The sequence below is a fragment of the Variovorax sp. R-27 genome, assembly GCF_049913215.1.
In the GTDB taxonomy this organism is placed as follows: domain Bacteria; phylum Pseudomonadota; class Gammaproteobacteria; order Burkholderiales; family Burkholderiaceae_C; genus Variovorax.
Genome location: NZ_CP183984.1, coordinates 1634935 through 1655914 on the forward strand (window position 1 = coordinate 1634935; position 20980 = coordinate 1655914).

General features: G+C 65.2%; 19 protein-coding genes. 8 read left to right on the top strand and 11 right to left on the bottom strand.

All coding sequences use genetic code 11. The features are described from left to right. Positions 1-104 precede the first annotated feature (104 nt). From lspA to ACN9MV_RS07345, 3 genes are all read right to left on the bottom strand, one after another. A complete protein-coding gene (gene lspA / locus ACN9MV_RS07335) occupies positions 105-620 on the bottom strand; it encodes a signal peptidase II (RefSeq protein WP_093048934.1) in 516 nt (171 codons plus the stop codon). Further along, positions 620-3469, bottom strand: a complete 2850-nt coding sequence (gene ileS / locus ACN9MV_RS07340; RefSeq protein WP_426391717.1) for an isoleucine--tRNA ligase — start codon at positions 3467-3469, stop codon at positions 620-622. The genes lspA and ileS overlap by 1 nt, the downstream gene beginning before the upstream one ends. A 122-nt stretch (positions 3470-3591) precedes the next feature. Beyond that, positions 3592-4629: a bifunctional riboflavin kinase/FAD synthetase gene (locus ACN9MV_RS07345; RefSeq protein WP_093048937.1), complete on the bottom strand. Its 1038-nt coding sequence runs from the start codon at positions 4627-4629 to the stop codon at positions 3592-3594. A gap of 166 nt (positions 4630-4795) precedes the next feature. Here ACN9MV_RS07345 and ACN9MV_RS07350 point away from each other — a divergent pair, with 166 nt between their 5' ends. Beyond that, positions 4796-5356 carry an HNH endonuclease gene (locus ACN9MV_RS07350; RefSeq protein ID WP_093048940.1) on the top strand — a complete coding sequence of 187 codons (561 nt, stop codon included), beginning with the start codon at positions 4796-4798 and terminating at the stop codon, positions 5354-5356. A gap of 2 nt (positions 5357-5358) precedes the next feature. Here ACN9MV_RS07350 and ACN9MV_RS07355 read toward each other — a convergent pair whose 3' ends face one another. The 4 genes from ACN9MV_RS07355 to ACN9MV_RS07370 form a co-directional block, all read right to left on the bottom strand. Beyond that, positions 5359-6147 (bottom strand): enoyl-CoA hydratase, encoded by a 789-nt coding sequence (locus tag ACN9MV_RS07355; RefSeq protein WP_426391719.1) that lies wholly within the window; start codon positions 6145-6147, stop codon positions 5359-5361. Positions 6148-6160: 13 nt separating this feature from the next. Next, a complete protein-coding gene (locus tag ACN9MV_RS07360) occupies positions 6161-7525 on the bottom strand; it encodes an alpha/beta fold hydrolase (RefSeq protein WP_093048945.1) in 1365 nt (454 codons plus the stop codon). A gap of 95 nt (positions 7526-7620) precedes the next feature. Continuing rightward, positions 7621-8736, bottom strand: a complete 1116-nt coding sequence (locus ACN9MV_RS07365) for an acyl-CoA dehydrogenase family protein (protein ID WP_093075753.1) — start codon at positions 8734-8736, stop codon at positions 7621-7623. Positions 8737-8748: 12 nt separating this feature from the next. After that, entirely contained in the window at positions 8749-9930 is a 1182-nt protein-coding gene (locus ACN9MV_RS07370; protein WP_093048951.1) for an acyl-CoA dehydrogenase family protein, read from the bottom strand. Positions 9931-10062: 132 nt separating this feature from the next. On the opposite strand from ACN9MV_RS07370, the gene purN reads away from it, so the two are divergent. Continuing rightward, positions 10063-10659, top strand: coding sequence for a phosphoribosylglycinamide formyltransferase (gene purN, locus ACN9MV_RS07375; RefSeq protein ID WP_093048954.1), 597 nt, complete (start codon positions 10063-10065; stop codon positions 10657-10659). Positions 10660-10696: 37 nt separating this feature from the next. Next, complete coding sequence (locus tag ACN9MV_RS07380) at positions 10697-11011, top strand: I78 family peptidase inhibitor (protein WP_093048957.1); 315 nt, start codon at positions 10697-10699, stop codon at positions 11009-11011. 69 nt (positions 11012-11080) lie between these two features. On the opposite strand, the gene ACN9MV_RS07385 is transcribed toward ACN9MV_RS07380, so the two are convergent. Next, positions 11081-11314 carry a DUF1653 domain-containing protein gene (locus ACN9MV_RS07385; protein ID WP_093048960.1) on the bottom strand — a complete coding sequence of 78 codons (234 nt, stop codon included), beginning with the start codon at positions 11312-11314 and terminating at the stop codon, positions 11081-11083. Positions 11315-11365: 51 nt separating this feature from the next. On the opposite strand from ACN9MV_RS07385, the gene ACN9MV_RS07390 reads away from it, so the two are divergent. The 3 genes from ACN9MV_RS07390 (at position 11366) to ACN9MV_RS07400 (ending at position 15879) form a co-directional block, all read left to right on the top strand. After that, positions 11366-13219 (top strand): M48 family metallopeptidase, encoded by a 1854-nt coding sequence (locus ACN9MV_RS07390; RefSeq protein ID WP_097199893.1) that lies wholly within the window; start codon positions 11366-11368, stop codon positions 13217-13219. Positions 13220-13260: 41 nt separating this feature from the next. Continuing rightward, a complete protein-coding gene (locus tag ACN9MV_RS07395; protein ID WP_426391723.1) occupies positions 13261-14532 on the top strand; it encodes an RsmB/NOP family class I SAM-dependent RNA methyltransferase in 1272 nt (423 codons plus the stop codon). A 132-nt stretch (positions 14533-14664) separates the two neighbouring features. Beyond that, on the top strand, positions 14665-15879 hold the full coding sequence (locus ACN9MV_RS07400; protein WP_093048969.1) for a DesA family fatty acid desaturase: 1215 nt from the start codon (positions 14665-14667) through the stop codon (positions 15877-15879). A gap of 134 nt (positions 15880-16013) precedes the next feature. Here ACN9MV_RS07400 and rpmG read toward each other — a convergent pair whose 3' ends face one another. From rpmG to trxB, 3 genes are all read right to left on the bottom strand, one after another. Beyond that, positions 16014-16187, bottom strand: coding sequence for a 50S ribosomal protein L33 (gene rpmG, locus ACN9MV_RS07405; RefSeq protein ID WP_007830291.1), 174 nt, complete (start codon positions 16185-16187; stop codon positions 16014-16016). Between the two features lie 11 nt (positions 16188-16198). Further along, positions 16199-16432 carry a 50S ribosomal protein L28 gene (gene rpmB / locus ACN9MV_RS07410; protein ID WP_007830293.1) on the bottom strand — a complete coding sequence of 78 codons (234 nt, stop codon included), beginning with the start codon at positions 16430-16432 and terminating at the stop codon, positions 16199-16201. Between the two features lie 172 nt (positions 16433-16604). Next, positions 16605-17564: a thioredoxin-disulfide reductase gene (gene trxB, locus ACN9MV_RS07415; RefSeq protein ID WP_093075748.1), complete on the bottom strand. Its 960-nt coding sequence runs from the start codon at positions 17562-17564 to the stop codon at positions 16605-16607. Positions 17565-17744: 180 nt separating this feature from the next. Here trxB and ACN9MV_RS07420 point away from each other — a divergent pair, with 180 nt between their 5' ends. Both ACN9MV_RS07420 and ACN9MV_RS07425 read left to right on the top strand, forming a co-directional pair. Further along, positions 17745-18419, top strand: coding sequence for a Crp/Fnr family transcriptional regulator (locus ACN9MV_RS07420; RefSeq protein ID WP_093048975.1), 675 nt, complete (start codon positions 17745-17747; stop codon positions 18417-18419). A 100-nt stretch (positions 18420-18519) separates the two neighbouring features. Beyond that, positions 18520-20955, top strand: coding sequence for a DNA translocase FtsK (locus ACN9MV_RS07425; protein WP_426391726.1), 2436 nt, complete (start codon positions 18520-18522; stop codon positions 20953-20955). Positions 20956-20980 lie beyond the last annotated feature (25 nt).

Below are 20980 nucleotides of genomic sequence, written 5' to 3' on the forward strand. Positions count from 1 at the left end.
GTTCTGCGAGACCCCGCGAAACGCGAGCACCGCAGGGAAGCCGCGAAGCGGCCGGCATAGTGGGGCCGATCGCGCCGTACCGCCTGCCGGGTGCCCCAAAAAAGTCACTTACCCCGACGAACTCGCCGGATCTCGTCCAGGATCAGACAGATGGCCCCGAGCGTGATCGCACTGTCCGCAGCATTGAAAGCCGGGAAGTACCAGTTCCCAGCATGAAAGCTCAGAAAGTCGACGACATAGCCGTGCATCATCCGGTCGACCACGTTCCCGATGGCCCCGCCCAGGATGCAGGCCATGGCGAACGAAAACAGCTTCTGCCCCGCGTGCGACTTCAGCATCCACACGATGAACACCGCAGCCGCCACGCCGATGATCGTGAACAGCCAGCGCTGCCATCCCGAGTGATCCGCGAGGAATGAAAAGGCGGCCCCTGTGTTGTGCGCGCGGACGACGTTGAAGAAGCTCGTCACGTAGGTCGCGTCGCCGAGCTTGTAGTAGCCCAGGATCAGCGTCTTGGTGAACTGGTCGATGATCACGATGATCACCGCCAGCCCGAGCCACGGCCAGATGCTGCCGCCGCGCGAACGCGATGCAGAAGACATGGAGCGGGTGGCGGCCATCAGGCAACGCTCCGCGATTCGCCGGCGCCGAACAGGTTGCTCGTGCAGCGCCCGCAGATCGTCGGGTGTGCCGCATCGTGGCCCACGTCGTCGCGGTAGTGCCAGCAGCGCTCGCACTTCTGCGCGGCGCTCGGCGTCACCACCGTCGACAGCGCTTCACCGGCGGCCAGTGCAATGGCCGAGCTGATGAAGACGAACTTCAGGTCATCGCCCAGCGAGCCCAGCAGCGCGAAGTCGTCGGCAGGCGCGGTCAGCTGCAGATTGGCCTGCAGCGACGAGCCGACCTTGCCTTCGGCACGCACCGCTTCGATGTCCTTGTTCACCGCATCGCGGATCTCGCGGATGCGGCTCCACTTGGCGAGCAGGGCTTCGTCGGGCGCGGCGAACTGGCTGTAGGTTTGCGCGAAGATCGATTCGCCCGGCTTGCCGGTGCTCACGAACTTCCATGCTTCCTCGGCTGTGAAGCTGAGGAACGGCGCCATCCAGCGCAGCATGGCTTGCGAGATGTGCCACAGCGCCGTTTGCGCGCTGCGGCGAGCCAGCGAGCCCGGGGCCGTCGTGTAGAGCCGGTCCTTCAGGATGTCGAGGTAGAAGCCGCCCAGGTCTTCCGAGCAGTAGATCTGCAGCTTTGCCACCACCGGGTGGAACTCGTACACCTTGTAGTGCGCGAGGATCTCGGCCTGGAACTGCGCAGCGCGCGACAGCGCATAGCGGTCGATCTCGAACAGCTGGTCGAGCGGCACCGCATCTTTGGTGGCGTCGAAGTCGCTCGTGTTCGCGAGCAGGAAGCGCAGCGTGTTGCGGATGCGGCGGTACGCATCGACCACGCGCGCCAGGATCTTGTCGTCGCCAGCGATGTCGCCCGAATAGTCGCTCGCGGCCACCCACAGGCGGATGATTTCCGAACCCAGCTTGTTGCTGATTTCCTGCGGATCGATGCCGTTCTTGAGCGACTTGCTCATCTTGATGCCCTTGGCATCGACCGTGAAGCCGTGCGTCAGCAGGCCCCGGTACGGCGCGCGGTCTTCCAGCGCGCAGGCGATCAGCAGCGACGAGTGGAACCACCCGCGATGCTGGTCGTGGCCTTCGAGGTACAGGTCGGCTTCCGGCCCCGTGTCGTGGTGCACGGTGGGGTGCGTGCCGCGCAGCACGTGGGAGAAGGTCGAGCCCGAGTCGAACCACACTTCGAGGATGTCGGTGCTCTTCGTGTAGTGCGGCGCGTCTTCGGCGCCGAGGATCTCTTCGACCGTGGCGCGGCTCCAGGCCTCGATGCCACCCTTTTCGACGATGTCGGCGGCCTGGTCGATGATTTCCATCGTGCGCGGATGCAGGTCGCCCGAATCCTTGTGCAGGAAGAACGGGATCGGCACGCCCCAACTGCGCTGGCGGCTGATGCACCAGTCGGGACGCCCGGCGATCATGTCGTGCAGGCGCGCCTTGCCGTTCTCCGGATAGAAGCTGGTCTGCTCGATGGCGTCGAGCGCGGTCTGGCGCAGTGTCTTGGGCGCCTTGTCCTTGGTGAACACGCCTTCGCCTTCGTCCATGCGGATGAACCACTGCGCCGCGGCGCGGTAGATCACCGGCGTCTTGTGGCGCCAGCAGTGCGGGTAGCTGTGGGTGATGGTCTCGCTTGTCAGCACACGGTTGGCGTCGCGCAGCGCGGCGATGATTTCCGGCACGGCCTTCCAGATGTTCTGGCCGCCGAACAGCGGGAAGTCGGCCGCGTAGCTGCCGTTGCCTTGCACCGGGTTCAGGATGTCGTCGTACGCCACTCCGTGGGCGATGCAGGAGTTGAAGTCGTCCACGCCGTAGGCGGGCGAGGAGTGCACCAGGCCCGTGCCGTCGGTGGCGGTGGCGTAGTCGGCCAGGTACACGGGCGACAGGCGCTTGTAGCCGGCATCCACGTCGTACAGCGGGTGCTCGAATTCGAGGCCGCCGAGCTTCTCGCCCTTGACCGTGGCCAGCACCTTGCCGTCGAGCGCATAGCGCGTCATGCACATCTCGACCAGCGAGTTGGCAAGGATCAGCAGGCCGCGCTCGGTGTCGACCAGCGAGTACTCGAGGTCGGGGTTCAGGTTGATCGCCTGGTTGGCCGGGATGGTCCACGCGGTGGTGGTCCAGATCACGGCGAAGACGTCGCCGAGGATCGTGTGGTCGGTGCCGAAGGCCTTGAGCACCTTCTCGCGCTCGTGCGCCTTGAAGGCCACGTCGACGGTCTGGCTCTTCTTGTCGGCGTATTCGATTTCGAACTCGGCCAGCGAGGAGCCGCAGTCGAAGCACCAGTACACCGGCTTCAGGCCGCGGTAGACAAAACCACGCTCGATCACGCGCTTGAACGCGCGCAGCTCGCCGGCTTCATTGGCGAAGTCCATCGTCTTGTAGGGATGGTCCCACTCGCCCAGCACGCCCAGGCGCTGGAAGTCGACCATCTGCTGGGCGATCTGCTCGGTGGCGAAGGCGCGGCTCTTGGCCTGCATCTCGTCACGGCTCAGGTTGCGGCCGTACTGCTTTTCGATGGCGTTCTCGATCGGCAGGCCATGGCAGTCCCAGCCGGGCACGTAGAGCGCGTCGTAGCCTTCGAGCTGGCGCGCCTTGGTGATCATGTCCTTCAGGATCTTGTTCACCGCGTGGCCCATGTGGATCTGGCCGTTGGCGTACGGCGGGCCGTCGTGCAGGATGAACTTGGGCGCGCCGTGGCGGGCGTCGCGCAGGCGGTGGTAGCGGCCTTCGTCGTTCCATTCCTTCACCCAGCCCGGTTCGCGCTTGGGCAGGTCGCCGCGCATCGGGAAGGGGGTGTCGGGCAGGTTCAGCGTGGAACGGTAATCTTTGGGGGAAGCAGCGTCAGACATGTTGGGGTGCGAAACAGGGGGCTTCGACAGGCTCAGCCCGAACTGCATGAAGCGTGTCGGTGCGGAAGGTAAAGCCGTTCGCCCTGAGCTTGTCGAAGGGCGGCAGCACGGTGCGTGCAGGGCTAAATTCGGTCGCGCGTGGTCTGGCGGTGGGTTTCGGCGTGGGTCGATGCAAAGAACGCGCGCGCGTCGCGGCCATCCTTCGCGATGCCCGCAGTGAGGGCCTCGAGGCTGGTGTAGCGCAATTCGTCGTGCAGTTTGTGCAGAAGTTCCACGCGGACGATTTTACCGTAGGCCCCTTCGGCGCCCAGATGGGAGGGCCACTCCAGGCAATGCGTCTCCAGCAAAACACGCCCGGCGTTGACGTCGTTGGCGTCCAGCGAGGGGCGCACGCCGAGGTTCGCTACGCCCGGCAGCGGCTGGTCAGCCAGGCCGTGCACCAGTACCGCGAAGATGCCGCTGGCGGCCGGCTTCCAGTGCTTGAAGCGCAGGTTGAGGGTGCGAAAACCGTCGTCCTTGCCCGGCGCCGAGGCGCCCAGCGCCCGGCCGAGCTTGCGGCCATGGACCACATGGCCGGAGATGGTGTACGGCCGGCCCAGCAGTGTCTGGGCGTCGGCCATGCGGCCTTCGGCCAGCGCTTCGCGCACGGCGGAACTCGAAACCCGCAGGCCGTGCACTTCGTAGCTGTTCATGCGTGCCACGTCGAAGCCGCGGGCATCGCCGGCCGCATCAAGCATGGCGTAGTCGCCGGCCCGCTTGGCGCCGAAACGGAAATCGTCGCCCACCAGCACGTAGCGCGCGCCCAGGCCGTCGATCAGCACCTCCTGGATGAATTCCTCGGGCGACCGGGAGGCCAGCCTGCCGTCGAATGGCAGCACGATGGTCTGCGCCACGCCGCAGGCAGCCAGCTCGCTGAGCTTGTCTCGCAGCGTGCCGATGCGCGCCGGCGCCAGGTCGGGTTTCTTGGTGATGGCGGCGAAATAGTCGCGCGGGTGGGGCTCGAAGGTGAGCACGCAACTCGGCAGCCCGCGCTGGCGGGCCTCGGTCTGCAAGAGCGCGAGCATGGCCTGGTGGCCACGGTGCACGCCGTCGAAATTGCCAATGGTGAGGGCGCAGGCAGGAGCTACGCCCGGGTGCCGGAAGCCGCGAAAAACCTGCATTGGTGAGTATCTTTTTGATAGCGCCTTTCGCCCGTCAAATGGGCGAATCAGGCCGATTTGTCACAAAGCCGGTATATTGTGACGTAGTGCGTTGATTGGCGTCGGTCTTCAATGCGCTCCGTGTCCCTGGTCTTTCCGTGTTCTCTCACTTTTCGAGGAGGCGTGTGTGAAGGTCTTGAAGCTGTCGGCCCAAGGGCTGCCCCAGTCATGGATTTCGCTGGAACAGGCGGTGATCCACTATGCGGCGGACGAAGTTCGCTGGGAAGTGGGCGCGCAGGTGGCGGTGTTCCGTGGCGGCCACAACGCGATCACGGGCGAGCAGTCGCAGATTGCGATCAACAGCATCATCGGCACCAAGGGCGTGCCACGCATCAACCCTTTCGCGCAGCGGCCCGGGCTCACCAACAGCAAGTTGTTTTCGCGCGACCGCAACATCTGCGCGTACTGCGGCGGGCACTTCCACGAAGACGAGCTCACGCGCGAGCACATCATTCCGTTCGCCCAGAAGGGCATCGACACCTGGATGAACGTGGTCACGGCCTGCAAGCCGTGCAACCACCGCAAGAGCAGCCGCACGCCCGAACAGGCGAACATGCCGCTGCTGTACGCGCCCTACGTGCCCAGCCTCTGGGAAGATTTCATTCTGCGAAACAGGCGCATCCTGGCCGACCAGATGGAGTTCCTGATGGCGCACCTGCCGCAAAGCTCGCGGCTGCACGACACCTAGCTTCAGCGCTTCCAGTCGGGCGGGCGCTTCTCGATGAAGGCCTGAACGCCTTCCAGCGCGCTCTCGTCCATCATGTTGCAGGCCATGGTCTGGCTGGCGTCGGCCAGCGCGGCCTCGATGCCGGTTTCCAGTTGGCGGTAGAACAGGGCCTTGCCCAAAGCGAGCGCCTGGCGGGGCTTGGCAACGATGCTGGCCACCAGTGTCTCGACGGCCGCGTCGAGTTCTCCGGGCGGGGCCACCCGGTTGACCAGTCCCTTTTCGCGCGCTTCCTGCGCGCTGATGAATTCACCCGTCACCAGCATCTCGAAGGCTTCCTTGCGGCCGAGGTTGCGCGAGAGCGTGACGCTCGGCGTGGCGCAGAACAGCCCCACGTTCACGCCGCTGACCGCAAAGCGCGCCTCGCTCGACGCCATAGCCAAATCGCAGACCGCAACCAGCTGGCAGCCTGCCGCCGTCGCGATGCCGTGCACGCGCGCGATCACGGGCACTGGCAGCTTCTGGATCGACAGCATCATCGCGCCGCAGCGTTCGAACAGCTGCTGGTAGTAGCCGAGCGAAGGTTCGGCGCGCATTTCCTTCAGGTCATGGCCGGCGCAGAAAGCCTTGCCCGCCGCAGCGATGACGACGGCGCGCACGGTCTCGTCGGCCGCGATCTCGCCGAGCGCCTGTTCGAGCGCGCCCAGCATGCCTTCCGAGAGCGCGTTGAACGAGGCCGGCCGGTTCAGCGTCAGCGTGACCACGCCGCGCTCGTCGCGCGCCTGCAGGACGAAGGGGGTGTCCGTGTCGGTCATGGCCGCCTGTGCCTCAGTAGGTCAGCTCGAGCACGGTCGTGTGTTCGCTCGCGGCCGGCCAGGTCAGGCCCGTGATGCGCTCGCCGTTGAATTCGCCGCTCACGGCACGCGGCGCGCCGCCGCCCTCGATGCGCAGCCGCGATGTCGACACGCCCGACCCCTTCGGCGGCACGCCGGCGGGCGGGCTCTTGCCATCGAAGCGCATGGTGTCGCGCTGTGCGTCGAAGTAGCCGCGCGGGCGCGTGAACACGACGACGGCACTGGCCCCGTTGTCGGCGGGTATGACGCGCTCCGGCCGCAGGTTCACGACGCTGCTGCTGCGCGGGAACGGGCTGCGGTAGATGTGCGTGGTGCCGTAGCTGGGCGTGGCCAGGACGAACTCGTAGGCCGCGTCGCCGCGCGCCTTGAAGGGCCCCCAGCGGCCGTCGGCGCCGACGGACTTGGTGAAGACGGCTTCGCCGAGCCGCGCGCCGGTGGCGGGGTCGACGGCATAGACGGTCACCTTCGCGCCGTTCAGCGAAAGGTTTTCCGCGCCGATCGCACGGCCGTTGAGCACCACATCCGTCTCCGCCGCGACATCCGTGCTGCGCGGCGCCTGCCCGGTCAGAAACTGCCACGTCGCGGCGAACGCGGCGGGCGAGAACGAAGTCTCGCGGTGGTCGACGCGCGGCAGCACGATGTTGGTCGCGCCCTTGAGCGCCGGCCCGTCGAAGCCGATGTTGGTCGGCTTGCCGGGCGCGCCGATCCACACGCCGTCAGGCTGTGCGTACTTGTCGTTGTTGTCGGAGCGCAGGGTCATCCATTTCACGCCCGGCGTGACTTCCTCGCCGTTCGGTCCCTTCGGCGCATTGAGCTGCTGCATGAAGCCCGACAGCCCCGAGAACTCGTTGTTCTCGCGGAAGCCCTTCACCGCCCAGATGCCGTGCGCTGGATTGCCGCCCAGCACCACATGGCTCACAACTGCTGCGCCGCCGCCGTTCTGCACGTAGTTCCGGATGGTGTTGCCGCCACGCGAGTTGCCGATCAGCACGACCTTGCTGGCGCCCGTCACCTTCAGCACCTTGTCGACTTCAGCCTTGAGGAACACCGCCGACTCGCCGGTCGAACTGCGCCCGGGCTGGGCCACGGCGTCGTCGTCGCGCGCGACCGGATTGGGTTGGTCGACCGTGAAGAGCCGGTCGCGCGGCCAGCCGTTCGACTCGAAGCGCCATATCGTCGTCTGCCAGAGCGCGGCCGAGTCGCCGTTGCCGTGCATGAACACGATGGGTGGGCGCTCGGTGTACGAAGGCGTAGGGGAGGTGGCGCAGGCGGTCAGCATGGCTGTGGCGGCTGTCCCTGTGACGGCCATGGCAAGAAGAAGGGTGCGGCGGGATTGCATGTTTCGTTCCTGGGTTCCTGGAGTTCTGGGTTCCAAGTGAAAACGCCCGCCGGCGCGAAGGCGGGCGGGCGTTGGATGCTAGGGGAAAAAGTCCGTCAGGCGAAGACGCCAGCCGTGTCCTGCATGCGGGCCGACACTTCACCCAGATGGTGCAGCGTGTCGCCGAAGGTCATTTCCATCTGCGTGAGCTTGCGGAAGTAGTGGCTGCCGATGTATTCGTCGGTCACACCGATACCGCCGTGCAGCTGCACCGAGTTGGCGGCCACATAGCGCATCGACACGCCGAGCTGGTACTTGGCGCGGGCCAGCGCCTGGCGGCGCTCGTCGGCCGGGGCGTTGAGCTTGAGCGTCGCGTAGTAGCTCATCGAGCGCGCGAGTTCGAGCTGCATCTTCATGTCGGCGACGCGGTGGCGCAGCGCCTGGAAGGTGGAGATGGTCACGCCGAACTGCTTGCGCTGGTTCATGTAGTCGATGGTGACGGCCACGGTCTTGTCCATCACGCCGACGGCTTCGGCGCAGGTGGCGGCAATGCCGACGTCCACGGCGTACTCGAGCGCGGCCAGGCCGTCGAGCGTCACCAGAGTGGCGTCGGCCTTGTCGAACACCACTTCGGCGGCACGGGCGCCGTCCTGCGTGCCGTAGCCGCGGGCTTCGACACCGCTGGCGCTGCGCTCGACCAGGAAGAGGGCGATCTTGCCGTCGACCTTGGCGGGCACGAGATAAGCGTCGGCTTCGTCGCCCACGGGCACCACGCTCTTGGCGCCGTTCAGCGACCAGCCGGTGCCGGTCTTTGCTGCGTGCGCGTCGCACACGTCGAGGCGGTAGCGTGCCTTGCGTTCCTGGTACGCCAGCACCACGATGACCTGGCCGCCCGCGATGCGCGGCAGCCAGCTGTCCTTGGTGTCGGCAGCGGCATAGCCGCTGAGCACGGCACCGGCGATCAGCGTCTGCGCGAAGGGCTCCAGCACGATGCCGCGGCCCAGCTCTTCCATGACGACCATGCCGGCCACCGGGCCCATGCCCAGGCCGCCGTCGTCTTCGCTGATATAGAGGCCGCCCAGGCCGAGCTCGGCCAGTTCGTCCCAGGCCTCGCGAGAGAAGCCGCCCTTGGCCTCGATGCCGCGGCGGCGCTCGAAGTCATAGCCCTTGTCGACCCACTTGCGAACGGCGTCGCGCAGTTGTTCCTGGTCGTCGGAAAAATTGAAATCCATGTGCGTGTCTCCTCAGCCCAGAACCGTCTGCGCGACGATGTTGCGTTGCACTTCGTTCGAACCGCCGTAGATGGTGGTCTTGCGCATGTTGAAGAAGGTCGACGTCAGCGGCGCGAGCGCCGGGTTGCCGCCCGGGAAGTTGCCTTGCCAGCCGGCTTCCATCGCCTCGCGGATCAGCGGCAGCGAATAGGGGCCGCCGGCCAGCATCATCAGTTCGCTGTAGCGCTGCTGGATCTCGCTGCCGCGGATCTTGAGCAGGCCAGCCACGTCGAGCGAGTTCTTGCCCGAGGTGGCGGCGGAGAGCACGCGCAGCACCATCATCTCGAGTGCGACGATGTCGACTTCGAGCTTGGCGATCTCGTCGCGGAAGCGATGGTCTTCGTAGACGCCTTCGCTCCTGGCGATGCGCTTCAAGCGCTCGAGCTCGCGCTTGGCGCGGTTCACATCGGCGATGTTGGTGCGTTCGTGCGAGAGCAGGTGCTTGGCGTAGGTCCAGCCCTTGTTCTCTTCGCCGATCAGGTTCTCGGCGGGCACTTCGACGTTGTCGAAGAACACTTCGTTCACTTCGTGGCCGCCGTCGAGCAGCTTGATGGGGCGAACAGTGACGCCGGGCGACTTCATGTCGAGCAGCAGGAAGCTGATGCCGGTCTGGGGCTTGCCTTCGTTGCTGGTGCGCACGAGGTTGAACATCCAGTCGCCGTACTGGCCGAGCGTGGTCCAGGTCTTCTGGCCGTTGACGATGTACTTGTCGCCTTTGCGCTCGGCCTTTGTCTTGACAGACGCCAGGTCGGAGCCCGAGCCGGGTTCGCTGTAGCCCTGGCTCCACCAGACTTCGCCGCTGGCGATGCCAGGGAGGAAGCGCTTCTGCTGCTCGGCATTGCCGAAGGCCATGATCACCGGTGCGACCATCACGGGGCCGAACGGGACGATGCGCGGTGCGCCGGCGAGGGCGGTTTCTTCCTCGAACAGATGGCGCTGGACGGCGGTCCAGCCCGGGCCGCCGAACTCGGTGGGCCAGCCGTAGCCCAGCCAGCCCTTCTTGCCGAGGATCTTGGCCCAGCCTTGCAGATCGTCGCGCGTCAGTTCGAGCGCGTTGTGCACCTTGTGCGAAATCTCCTTGGGGAGGTTTTCTTTGACCCAGGCGCGAACCTCTTCGCGGAACTTCTGTTCTTCGGGTGTGAAGCTCAAATCCATGCGTGCCTCGCTGTGTTGATCGGTTCACCGCAGACGCGGTGTGTCTCCGGAACTGCGAGTTTTAGCACGGTCGTGCTGTGAATCGGTGTCCGCGCGGCGACAAGACACGCGCCACGGATAATCCCGCCTCCCATGAAGAACATCGTGATCCTGATCTCCGGCGGCGGCTCCAACATGGCGGCCATCGTGCGCGCCGCCGAGCGCGACCGCTGGGCCGAGCGTTTCGGCGCTCGCATTGCCGCTGTAGTGAGCAACAAGGCCGAGGCCGGCGGGCTGGCGATCGCCAAGGCCCACGGCATCGACACCGCGGTGGTCCCGCACAAGGATTTCGCCTCCCGCGAGGCCTTCGACGAGGCGCTGGCGAAGGTGATCGACGGCTATGCGCCGGCGCTGGTGGTGCTGGCGGGTTTCATGCGCATCCTGACGCCGGGCTTCGTCGGCCGCTATGCAGGTCGGCTGGTGAATATCCATCCCTCGCTGCTGCCGGCGTTTCCGGGTCTCCACACGCACCAGCGCGCCATCGAGGCGGGCTGCAAGGTGGCGGGCGTGACGGTCCACCAAGTGACCACCGAACTCGACCACGGGCCGATCCTGGCGCAGGCCGTCGTGCCGGTGCTGCCCGATGACACCGCGGCCACCCTGGCCGGGCGGGTCCTGGCGCAGGAGCATCTGTTGTATCCGCGTGCCATCGCCGGATGGTTGTCAGATACATTGAGTCACAAACCTTAAAGTTGTTTATATTCGCGGGTTTTCGGGAGTCCAGAAAGTGAAAACCAAATCGTTGCTGTTGGCCGTTGCCGGCGCTGCCCTGATGGCGGGCTGTGCCGCTCCGGCGCCCGCGCCCGCCCCGGCACCTGCGCCGCCGCCTGAACCGGTCTACCAATGCAACGCAGATGGCGCCCGCTTTGCCGTAGGCCAGCCGCTGACGCCCCAGCTCGAAGCCGCCGCCCGCGTGCGCTCGGGCGCCGGAATCGTGCGAGTGCTGAAGCCTGGCGATGCGGCCACGATGGAACTCAATGGCGGACGGCTCAATCTCGATGTCGACGCCCGCGGGCGCGTAACGGACGTCCGCTGCGGTTGATGGAATGCGGATTGCTACTGAAAAAGTAGCAGTCTTTTGAGTCAGGACGGGCGCGCGCAGCCTGACTGGCTAGATCGGAATAAATCTTCGCCGGGGCACGCCGTCAATCTCGACGGTTTCGCCGAACATGGCGGCTGGCCGGACCCAGAGGCCATGGGCGCCATACAGGGCGCGGTACAGCGTCATCGGCTCCAGCGTCTCGCTGTGCCGCACGGTACCGAGCACTTCGTATTCGCCGCCCTTGTAATGGCGGTAGCGGCCGAGGGGCGTTTCGATCAGGGGTGGGAGGTCTTCGTCGTTCAACGGGGGCTTCTTTCTTCAAAAACTGTCGGGGCTTGATTTGACGGGAGTCGGATGGATCGCGCTGATTTTGTTCACCTGGTTCGACTGAGCGAGCATGCCAGTGCGGACGACAGTGCGCGCTATCGACGCAGCGTCGCGGCCTTTGCCGCGCTCGGCTACCTGTGGGTGCTGGGCTGCCTCGGGCTCTCGGTGGGCCTCATTGCCTGGGTGCTCTCCTCGATCGGGGAGGTGCGATTCAACTTCACACGGGGCTGGCTGCTGCTGTTCGCCGCGGGCCTGCTGTGGGCCACGTTGCGTGCGCTCTGGGTGCGCTTCGACGAGCCTGAGGGCATCGAGCTCCATCGGGAAGACGCGCCGGCACTCTTCGAGGCGCTGGACCGCATTCGCAGCAAGATCAAGGGGCCGCCGGTCCACCATGTCTATCTCGACGACGAATTCAACGCCAGCATCCGGCAGGTGCCGCGCTTCGGGCTGTTCGGCGGCGCGGTCAACTCGCTGAGCATCGGCCTGCCGCTCTTGATGATGCTCGACCGGCGGCGGCTTCTGTCGGTGCTGGCGCACGAGTACGGCCATCTCCGCGGCAATCACGGCAAGCTGAGTGCCTGGATCTACCGCACCCGGCTGTCGTGGCTCAAGCTCGACGCCAACCTGCAGCGCAACGAAGGCGTGATGGCGCTGTTCTCGCAGGCCTTCTTCCGCTGGTACTTTCCGCGCTTCGCGGCCAAGACTTTCGCGCTGGCCCGCCAGGACGAGTACGAGGCCGACCGCATCTCGGGCCGGCTGCTGGGCAGTTCCGTGGCGGCGGCCGCGCTGACCGAGATCGCGATCAAGGGCAATTGGTACGCCAACGAATTCTGGCCCTGGCACTGGGCTCGCGCCGAGCACGAGCCGCAGCCACCGGGCCCGTTCGCGGCCCTGCGCAAGCGCGTGCGCACGCCGCCCGGCGACGACTTCGCGCGCCAGGCGTTGCGCGAGGCGATGCGCCGCGTCAGCGACCTGGAGGACACCCACCCGGTCTTGCGGGACCGTCTGGAGGCGCTCGGCCAGAAGGCGGCCATGCCCGAGTGGTCGATGCGTCCGGCGCTCGAATTGCTGGCCGACCGCAAGAAGTGGATCGAGTATTTCGACAGCCAGTGGCGCCGCGCCCATGCCGCCGACTGGAAGCAGCACCACGCGCACCGGGCGCGCATCCGCGAGCGCATCGCGGTGCTGGCCGCGCGAGGCGAGCGCAACACGCCGGACGAGATGGTCGAATGGGCCGATTCCGAGCGGCGGCTTGACCCGGCAGCTCCTGTGCGCTTGCGCTACGAGAGCGCCCTGCAGATCGCGCCGGAGCATCCCGGCGCGCTGCGGGGACTGGCCCAGATGCTGCCCGCGAGCGATCGCGAGGCGCGCCTTGCCGTGCTCGAGCGCTTGCATGGCTCCGGCGCGGCCAGCCGGTGGTGGGCGGCCAGGAGCGCCGTGGCCTCGCTCGAAGATCCAGACGCGGGCCCGCACGATGAAGAGGCGCTGAAGTTGTGGCGCGGCCGCCTCAAGGAAGCAGAAGAGGCCGAGGAGCGCGCCTGGGAAGAGATCACCGGCACGCCGTTTTTCAGCCAGATCTCGCGGCACGACCTCAACGACTACGAGCTGGGCGAACTGCGGGCTGACCTCGTGCGTTGCCTGCCCGCCTCGCGGGCCTGGCTGGTGCGCAAGAACTTGCGCGAATTCCCGTGGCGCCGTGCCTACATCGTGTTCGTCGAACTGCCGGGGCTCGACGACGAAGACCGCTGGAACCTGTGTCGCCAGCTGGAACAGACCCTCACGCTGCCGGGGGCTGCGCTGGTGCTGTGGGCTGGTCATTCGCCCAAGCTGGAAGACATCGAACGGGAAGCCTTCGGGGCGGTCTGGACGCGCGGCGCATAGCCCTTCGGGGCAGGCAGGGCGGCGGCTGAGACAATCGGGGGATGCACCCCAAAGCCCTGTTGGAGGCCACCGCCGATCTGGTCGGCCTTGTCCTGAAATTCGATCACCCGGCCGACCAGGTCGTTTCGCGGTTCTTCCGCGACCACCGCGAGTTCGGTCCGCGCGAGCGCGCGACGCTTGCCGAAACCGTCTACACCGTGCTTCGCAAGAAGCTGCTGTTCGACCACCTCTCGCCCTCGGGCAGTGGCTCGAAGGAGCGCCGCATGGCGATCCTGGGCTTTCACGGCCCGCGCGACTTTTTGAAGAGCGCGCTCAACGACACCGAGAAGCGCTGGCTCGACAACTGCGACGCCGTGAAACCGGACGACCTGCTGGAGCGCCATCGCCACAACCTGCCCGAGTGGCTGGTGGCCCCGCTGAAGGCGCAACTGGGCGATGGTTTCTGGCCGCTGGTAGAAGCCCTGCAACAGCCTGCGCCGCTCGACCTGCGCGTCAACGCGCTGACCGACAAGCGCGCGGATGTGAAGGCTGAGCTTGCCAAGGCTGCTATCAAATCGGAAGCGACTCCGTTCTCGCCCTGGGGCTTGCGCATCGACGGCAAGCCGGCGCTGACCAAGCTGGATGCCTTTGTCCGTGGCGCCATCGAGGTGCAGGACGAGGGCTCGCAGTTGCTGGCGCTGCTGCTGGATGCCAAGCGCGGCGAGATGGTGGTCGATTTTTGTGCTGGCGCGGGCGGCAAGACGCTGGCCATCGGCGCGACGATGCGCAACACCGGCCGGCTGTATGCCTTCGACACGTCGGCGCACCGGCTCGACGCGCTCAAGCCGCGGCTGGCGCGCAGCAAGCTCTCGAACGTTCATCCGGCTGCCATCGCCCATGAGCGCGACGACCGTATCAAGCGCCTGGCGGGCAAGATCGACCGCGTACTGGTCGATGCGCCCTGCTCGGGGTTGGGCACGCTGCGGCGCAATCCTGACCTGAAATGGCGCCAATCGGTCAAGTCGGTCGAGGAATTGACGGTCAAGCAGACCGCCATCCTGCAAAGCGCGGCGCGGCTCGTGAAATCGGGCGGCCGTCTGGTTTACGCCACCTGCAGCGTGCTGCCGGAAGAAAACGAGGCGATTGCGGAGGCTTTCAGCGCCGCCAATCCCGATTTCGTGCCCGTGGATGTGGCGGAATTGCTGCAGGGCCTGAAAATCGAGGGTTCCGAGGCGCTTTGCGCCGGCGGGGAGGGCGCAAAGCGCTACCTGCGCCTGTGGCCGCACCGCCATTCGACCGACGGTTTCTTTGCCGCGGTGTGGAACCGCAAATAGGGGCGGGACTCCAAACTAGGGTTAATCTGCGCTTTTCTTGAAGGTTTAAAGGCTTTGTTTTAGGCCTGCCGCTTTAAAATCGCGGGTTATCTGAAGGCTGCACCTTCGTGTGGCCATGGAGTACCTGACTCAATGTTGCTTCCTGACTCCGCCGTTTTGAACGCGGCCATCCAATGGCTCGGACACGGCCTGTGGGACATCGCATGGTGGCAAGTCGTGCTGTACACGCTCGTCACCACGCACATCACGATTGCCGCGGTCACGATCTTCCTGCACCGCACGCAAACGCACCGGGCCATGGATCTGGGCCCGATCCCGTCGCATTTCTTCCGCTTCTGGCTGTGGCTCGGCACCGGCATGGTGACGAAGGAATGGGTCGCCATTCACCGCAAGCACCACGCCAAGTGCGAAACGCAGGACGACCCGCACAGCCCGCAGGTCAAGGGCATCGACGAAGTGCTCTGGCGCGGCGCCGAGCTGTATCGCGCCGAGTCGAAGAACAAGGAAACGATGGAGCGCTACGGTCACGGCACGCCCGATGACTGGATCGAGCGCAACCTGTATTCGCGCTACAGCTGGCAAGGCGTGGGCCTGATGCTGGTGATCAACCTGGCGCTGTTCGGCACGCTCGGCATGGCCGTGTGGGCTGTGCAGATGCTCTGGATTCCCATCACCGCTGCCGGCGTTATCAACGGCATTGGTCACTACTGGGGCTATCGCAACTTCGAGGCGCCCGACGCCAGCCGCAACATCATGCCCTGGGGCCTGATCATCGGCGGCGAAGAGCTGCACAACAACCACCACACCTACCCGACTTCGGCCAAGTTCTCGGTCAAGAAGTACGAGTTCGACATCGGCTGGATCTACATCCAGGCGCTCCAGAAGCTCGGCTGGGCCAAGGTCAAGAAGGTGCCGCCGAAGATGTTGATGGGCGACATCCAGCCCGTGGCCAACGAGAAAACGCTCGAGGCCGTCATCGCCAACCGCTATGAGGTCATGGCCGGCTATGCGCGCGAAATGCGCCGCGCCACCAGCCAGGAACTGGATGCGTTGAAGACCAAGGGTGCCGACCTGTCGGTGCTCAAGGCCGCCAAGCGCTGGCTGCACCGCGACGACGACAAGGTGCCTGCTTCGGCTCGCTCGCATGTCGTGCAGGCCCGCGCTGCCCACCCGGTGCTCGACAAGATGGTCACGATGCGCGAAGAGCTGCGTCAGCTGTGGCTGAACACCTCGCAATCGCGCGAGCAGCTGGCGGCCGATCTGGCGGCTTGGTGCCATCGGGCGGAAGCCAGCGGCATTGCCGGTCTGCGCGACTTCTCGACCCGCCTGCGCGCTGCCCGCGCCTGACGATTCCGCGCTCAATGAAAAAGCCGACCCAGGGTCGGCTTTTTTATGTCCGCCGTTCTTGCATTGCAAATCGACGGGCAACAAAAAACCCGCTGGGTTAGCAGTGGGTTTTTATTGGGAAAACCGGAGCCGAATTACTTCAGCTTGATTTCCTTGTATTCGACGTGCTTGCGCGCCTTCGGGTCGAACTTCATGATCGACATCTTTTCAGGCATCGTCTTCTTGTTCTTGCTGGTCGTGTAGAAGTGGCCGGTACCCGCGGTGGATTCCAGCTTGATCTTTTCGCGTCCGCCTTTGCTCGTTGCCATGTTTCAGCTCCTTAAGCTTGGCCGCGTGCGCGCAGGTCTGCGAGCACGGCGTCGATGCCGTTCTTGTCGATCAGGCGCAGTGCAGCGCTCGAAACACGCAGGCGAACCCAGCGGTTTTCAGTCTCGACCCAGAAACGGCGGTATTGCAGGTTCGGCAGGAACCGGCGCTTGGTTTTGTTGTTGGCGTGGGAAACGTTGTTTCCGACCATCGGGCCTTTGCCCGTTACGTCGCATACGCGTGCCATGAGGACACTCTTTCTTGAACAGCTGGCACCGGCGCAATCAGGGCGATTGCAGGGTGTTTTGCAGCTTAACCTCGCCAGAAACGGGTGGCGGTACCCCGACTTTGCCGCGGCTCGTGAGAGAGCCCTGTTTCGGCAAAGCCTCGGATTATAGCCCTTTTTGGGGCCGCATTGGCTACAGGGTGCCGTCCTGCTCCAGGAAGCGCTGGGCGTCGAGTGCCGCCATGCAGCCGGTACCAGCGCTCGTGATGGCCTGGCGGTACACGTTGTCCTGCACGTCGCCGGCGGCAAAGACGCCCGGAATGCTGGTCATCGTGGCAAAACCCTGCAGGCCCGAGCGGGTCAGGATGTAGTTGTCCTTCATCTCCAGTTGGCCCTGGAAGATGTCGGTGTTGGGGTGGTGCCCGATGGCGATGAAGCAGCCCTTGAGGTCGATCTGCTCGGTAGCGCCGGTTTGCGTGTTCTTGATCCGGATGCCCGTCACGCCCGAGTCGTCGCCCAGCACCTGGTCGAGTTCGTTGTGCAGCTTCAGCACGATCTTGCCTTCGGCGACCTTCTCCTTGACCTTGTCGATCAGGATGGGTTCGGCGCGGAACTTGTCCCGGCGATGGACCAGCGTCACCTTGTTCGCGATGTTGGCGAGATAGAGTGCCTCTTCGACGGCCGTGTTGCCACCGCCGATCACGCAGACTTCCTGCTCGCGGTAGAAGAAGCCATCGCAGGTCGCGCATGCGGAGACGCCGCGGCCCATGAACTTCTGTTCCGAATCGAGGCCCAGATACTTCGCGGAAGCACCCGTGGCGATGATCAGCGAGTCGCAGGTGTAGGTGCCGCTGTCGCCGGTAAGTGTGAAGGGGCGCTTGCTCAGGTCGACCTTGTTGATGTGGTCGAACACGATCTGCGTCTTGAAGCGTTCTGCGTGCTCCAGGAAGCGCTGCATCAGGTCGGGGCCCTGCACGCCATGAACGTCGGCCGGCCAGTTATCGACCTCGGTCGTGGTCATCAATTGCCCGCCCTGGGCGATGCCAGTGATGAGCAGGGGCTGAAGGTTTGCGCGGGCTGCGTAGACGGCGGCGGTATAGCCGGCCGGACCGGAGCCGAGAATCAAAACCTTGGCGTGTTGGGAAGCGGACATGGGTAGAAAACCTAGGATATGCGCTGCGTCAGCGTGTACATTTTCAGGGTGGTAGCGATATATATGGAGTATCACTGCCCGGTTCAACACCGGGTGAACGGTGTTTTCAATGCGCGCGATTGTAGTAATCCATTGGCTTGCCCTCTGGGTCGCTCCGTGCGCTGTCTCAGGGATTGATAAATGTCGATGCTGTCCAACCTCGAATTGCTTCGGCGCGTTCCTTTGTTCGCGTCGCTGACGGCCACGCAGTCCGCCAGCATCGCGGACGCGATCATCAAGAAGCGCTTCAAGCGCGCAGAAGTCGTCGTGGAGCAGGGCAAGAAGTCCGATGCGCTGTACATCATCCTGACCGGGCGCGCACGCGTCACCAGCGCCGACAGCCGCGGGCGCGAGGTCATCCTTGCCACGCTGCATCCCGGCGACTACCTGGGTGAGATGAGCCTGATCGACGACGAGCCGCACTCGGCCACCGTGCGCACCGAAATCCAGTGCGATGTGCTCATGCTGGGCCGCGACGCCTTCGCGCGTTGCCTGCCCGAGAACTCCTCGATGGCCTACAACATCATGCGCGGCCTGGTGCAGCGCCTGCGCCATGCCGACCGCAAGATCGAGTCGCTGGCGTTGATGGATGTCTACGGACGCGTGGCCCGCTCGCTGCTCGAATTCGCCATCGACGACGGTGCCGGCAATCTCAAGGTGCGCGACAAGATCTCCCGCCAGGACCTGGCCAAGATGGTCGGTGCCTCACGCGAAATGGTGAGCCGCGTGATGAAGGATCTCGAAGAGCGCGGTTTCGTGCAGACCATGGATGACGGATCGATGATCGTCAAGGAACGGCTCCTGTCACTGGCTTGAGCCTCCGGGGCCGGGCCCGCCGTTACCGGCGGTCCCGGCCTTTTGTTGTAGTGTTCGTGCCTCCGGCCCCTGATTTCCCGGGCCGGGCGCCGTGTTTTTCATGACCTATTCGCTCAATACGCTTCAATCTTCTTCTGCTGCCGAGGGGCAACCCGTGCGCATGCGCGCGATGCGCTTCGCTCACGAAATCACGCTGATCGCAGGATTTGCCGCGCTGTTGTTCTGGCTGCTCGCAATGCTGAGCTTCACGCCTTCCGATGCCGCCTGGTCGACTTCGGGCACCGGGGGCGAAATCAAGAACTGGGGCGGCCGCATTGGCGCCTGGCTGGCCGATGGCAGCTACTACGTTGCAGGCTATTCCGTCTGGTGGTGCCTATTCGCCGGGTTGCGCGCCTGGTTGTCGTCGCTGGCCAACTGGCTGCGCGGCGGCGAACCGTCGTCCGGCGAACAACAGGCGCCGCGCGGTCGCTTCAACCGCAGCCGTCTCGCCTTCTGGTTCGGCCTCATCCTGTTGCTGTGTGCGAGCACCGTGCTCGAATGGTCGCGCCTGTACCGGCTTGAAGCCCACCTGCCGGGCTCCGGTGGTGGTGCGCTGGGCTACCTTGTGGGGCCGGCCAGCGTGCGCTGGATGGGCTTCACTGGTTCGGCGCTGGTGGCCATCGCAGGCGGCGTGATCGGCTCGGCGCTGGTGTTCCGCTTCTCGTGGAGCCTGATCGCCGAGCGCATCGGCGCGCGCGCCTACTCGCTGTTCGAGTCGCGTCGCGAGAAGCGTGAACTGGCCGCCGACATCGCCATGGGCAAGCAGGCCGCCCGCGAGCGTGCCGAGGCTGACGAACCGGCATTCACGCGCGGTGGCGATCAGGGTCGCTCTGAGCCCTCGCTGGCGCCGTCGTCCGGCGCCTTCGACGACGACGAAGAAGAAATCCGCATCGAGCCGCGCCCCAAGCGCCGTCCCCCTTCGCCGCCGGTGCAGATCGAGCCCGCGATGACCGAGGTGCCCAGGAGCGATCGCGTCGTCAAGGAGCGCCAGAAGCCGCTCTTCAAGGAACTGCCCGACAGCAAGCTGCCACAGGTCGACCTGCTCGACGCTGCGCAGACGCGCCAGGAAACGGTTTCGGCCGACACGCTCGAGATGACCTCGCGCATGATCGAGAAGAAGCTTAAGGACTTCGGCGTCGAGGTGCGCGTGGTACTGGCCTCGCCCGGCCCGGTGATCACCCGCTACGAAATCGAGCCCGCCACCGGCGTCAAGGGCTCGCAGATTCTTGGCTTGGCCAAGGACCTGGCGCGTTCGCTTTCGCTGGTGTCGATCCGCGTGGTCGAAACCATTCCGGGCAAGAACTACATGGCGCTCGAACTGCCGAACGCCAAGCGCCAGTCGATCAAGCTCAGCGAAATCCTGGGCTCGCAGATCTACAACGAAGGCAAGTCGATGCTCACCATGGGCCTCGGCAAGGACATCATCGGCAACCCTGTGGTGGCCGACCTCGCGAAGATGCCGCACGTGCTGGTGGCCGGTACCACCGGTTCGGGCAAGTCGGTCGGTATCAACGCGATGATTCTTTCGCTGCTCTACAAGGCCGAGGCACGCGACGTTCGCCTGCTCATGATCGACCCGAAGATGCTCGAAATGTCGGTCTACGAAGGCATCCCGCACCTGCTGGCGCCCGTGGTCACCGACATGCGACAGGCGGCCCATGGCCTGAACTGGTGCGTGGCCGAGATGGAGCGCCGCTACAAGCTCATGAGCAAGCTCGGCGTGCGCAACCTGGCCGGCTACAACACCAAGATTGACGAAGCCAAGGCGCGCGAGGAGTTCATCTACAACCCCTTCAGCCTCACGCCCGACGATCCGGAGCCGCTCAAGCGCGAGCCGCACATCGTCGTCGTGATCGACGAGCTGGCCGACCTGATGATGGTGGTCGGCAAGAAGATCGAAGAGCTGATCGCCCGCCTCGCGCAGAAGGCGCGAGCCGCCGGCATTCACCTCATTCTTGCCACGCAGCGCCCGAGCGTCGACGTGATCACCGGCCTCATCAAGGCCAACATCCCTACCCGCATCGCCTTCCAGGTGTCGAGCAAGATCGACAGCCGCACCATCCTCGACCAGATGGGCGCCGAAGCGCTGCTCGGCATGGGCGACATGCTCTACATGCCCAGCGGCACGGGCCTGCCGATCCGCGTGCACGGCGCCTTCGTGAGCGACGAGGAAGTGCACCGCGTGGTGGCCTACCTCAAGAGCCAGGGTGAGCCCGACTACATCGAGGGCGTGCTCGAAGGCGGGACGGTCGATGGCGATGGTGAAGGCGACCTGCTGGGTGGCAGCGATGGCGAGAAAGACCCGATGTACGACCAGGCGGTCGAGGTCGTGCTCAAGAACCGCAAGGCCAGCATCTCGCTGGTGCAGCGCCACCTGAAGATCGGCTACAACCGCGCCGCGCGCCTTGTCGAAGACATGGAAAAGGCGGGCCTCGTCAGTGCCATGAGCGGCAGCGGCCAGCGAGAAATCCTGGTGCCGGCGCGCGCGGCGGAGTAATTCGCCGCAGGGCTTTCGTAATTCA

Excerpts from the sequence above, each read along its gene's own strand:
- lspA (WP_093048934.1), bottom strand. The coding sequence starts at position 620 with ATGGCCGCCACCCGCTCCATGTCTTCTGCATCGCGTTCGCGCGGCGGC.
- ileS (WP_426391717.1), bottom strand. The coding sequence starts at position 3,469 with ATGTCTGACGCTGCTTCCCCCAAAGATTACCGTTCCACGCTGAACCTG.
- ACN9MV_RS07345 (WP_093048937.1), bottom strand. The coding sequence starts at position 4,629 with ATGCAGGTTTTTCGCGGCTTCCGGCACCCGGGCGTAGCTCCTGCCTGC.
- ACN9MV_RS07355 (WP_426391719.1), bottom strand. The coding sequence starts at position 6,147 with ATGACCGACACGGACACCCCCTTCGTCCTGCAGGCGCGCGACGAGCGC.
- ACN9MV_RS07360 (WP_093048945.1), bottom strand. The coding sequence starts at position 7,525 with ATGCAATCCCGCCGCACCCTTCTTCTTGCCATGGCCGTCACAGGGACA.
- ACN9MV_RS07365 (WP_093075753.1), bottom strand. The coding sequence starts at position 8,736 with ATGGATTTCAATTTTTCCGACGACCAGGAACAACTGCGCGACGCCGTT.
- ACN9MV_RS07370 (WP_093048951.1), bottom strand. The coding sequence starts at position 9,930 with ATGGATTTGAGCTTCACACCCGAAGAACAGAAGTTCCGCGAAGAGGTT.
- purN (WP_093048954.1), top strand. The coding sequence starts at position 10,063 with ATGAAGAACATCGTGATCCTGATCTCCGGCGGCGGCTCCAACATGGCG.
- ACN9MV_RS07390 (WP_097199893.1), top strand. The coding sequence starts at position 11,366 with ATGGATCGCGCTGATTTTGTTCACCTGGTTCGACTGAGCGAGCATGCC.
- ACN9MV_RS07395 (WP_426391723.1), top strand. The coding sequence starts at position 13,261 with ATGCACCCCAAAGCCCTGTTGGAGGCCACCGCCGATCTGGTCGGCCTT.
- ACN9MV_RS07400 (WP_093048969.1), top strand. The coding sequence starts at position 14,665 with ATGTTGCTTCCTGACTCCGCCGTTTTGAACGCGGCCATCCAATGGCTC.
- rpmG (WP_007830291.1), bottom strand. The coding sequence starts at position 16,187 with ATGGCAACGAGCAAAGGCGGACGCGAAAAGATCAAGCTGGAATCCACC.
- rpmB (WP_007830293.1), bottom strand. The coding sequence starts at position 16,432 with ATGGCACGCGTATGCGACGTAACGGGCAAAGGCCCGATGGTCGGAAAC.
- trxB (WP_093075748.1), bottom strand. The coding sequence starts at position 17,564 with ATGTCCGCTTCCCAACACGCCAAGGTTTTGATTCTCGGCTCCGGTCCG.
- ACN9MV_RS07420 (WP_093048975.1), top strand. The coding sequence starts at position 17,745 with ATGTCGATGCTGTCCAACCTCGAATTGCTTCGGCGCGTTCCTTTGTTC.
- ACN9MV_RS07425 (WP_426391726.1), top strand. The coding sequence starts at position 18,520 with ATGACCTATTCGCTCAATACGCTTCAATCTTCTTCTGCTGCCGAGGGG.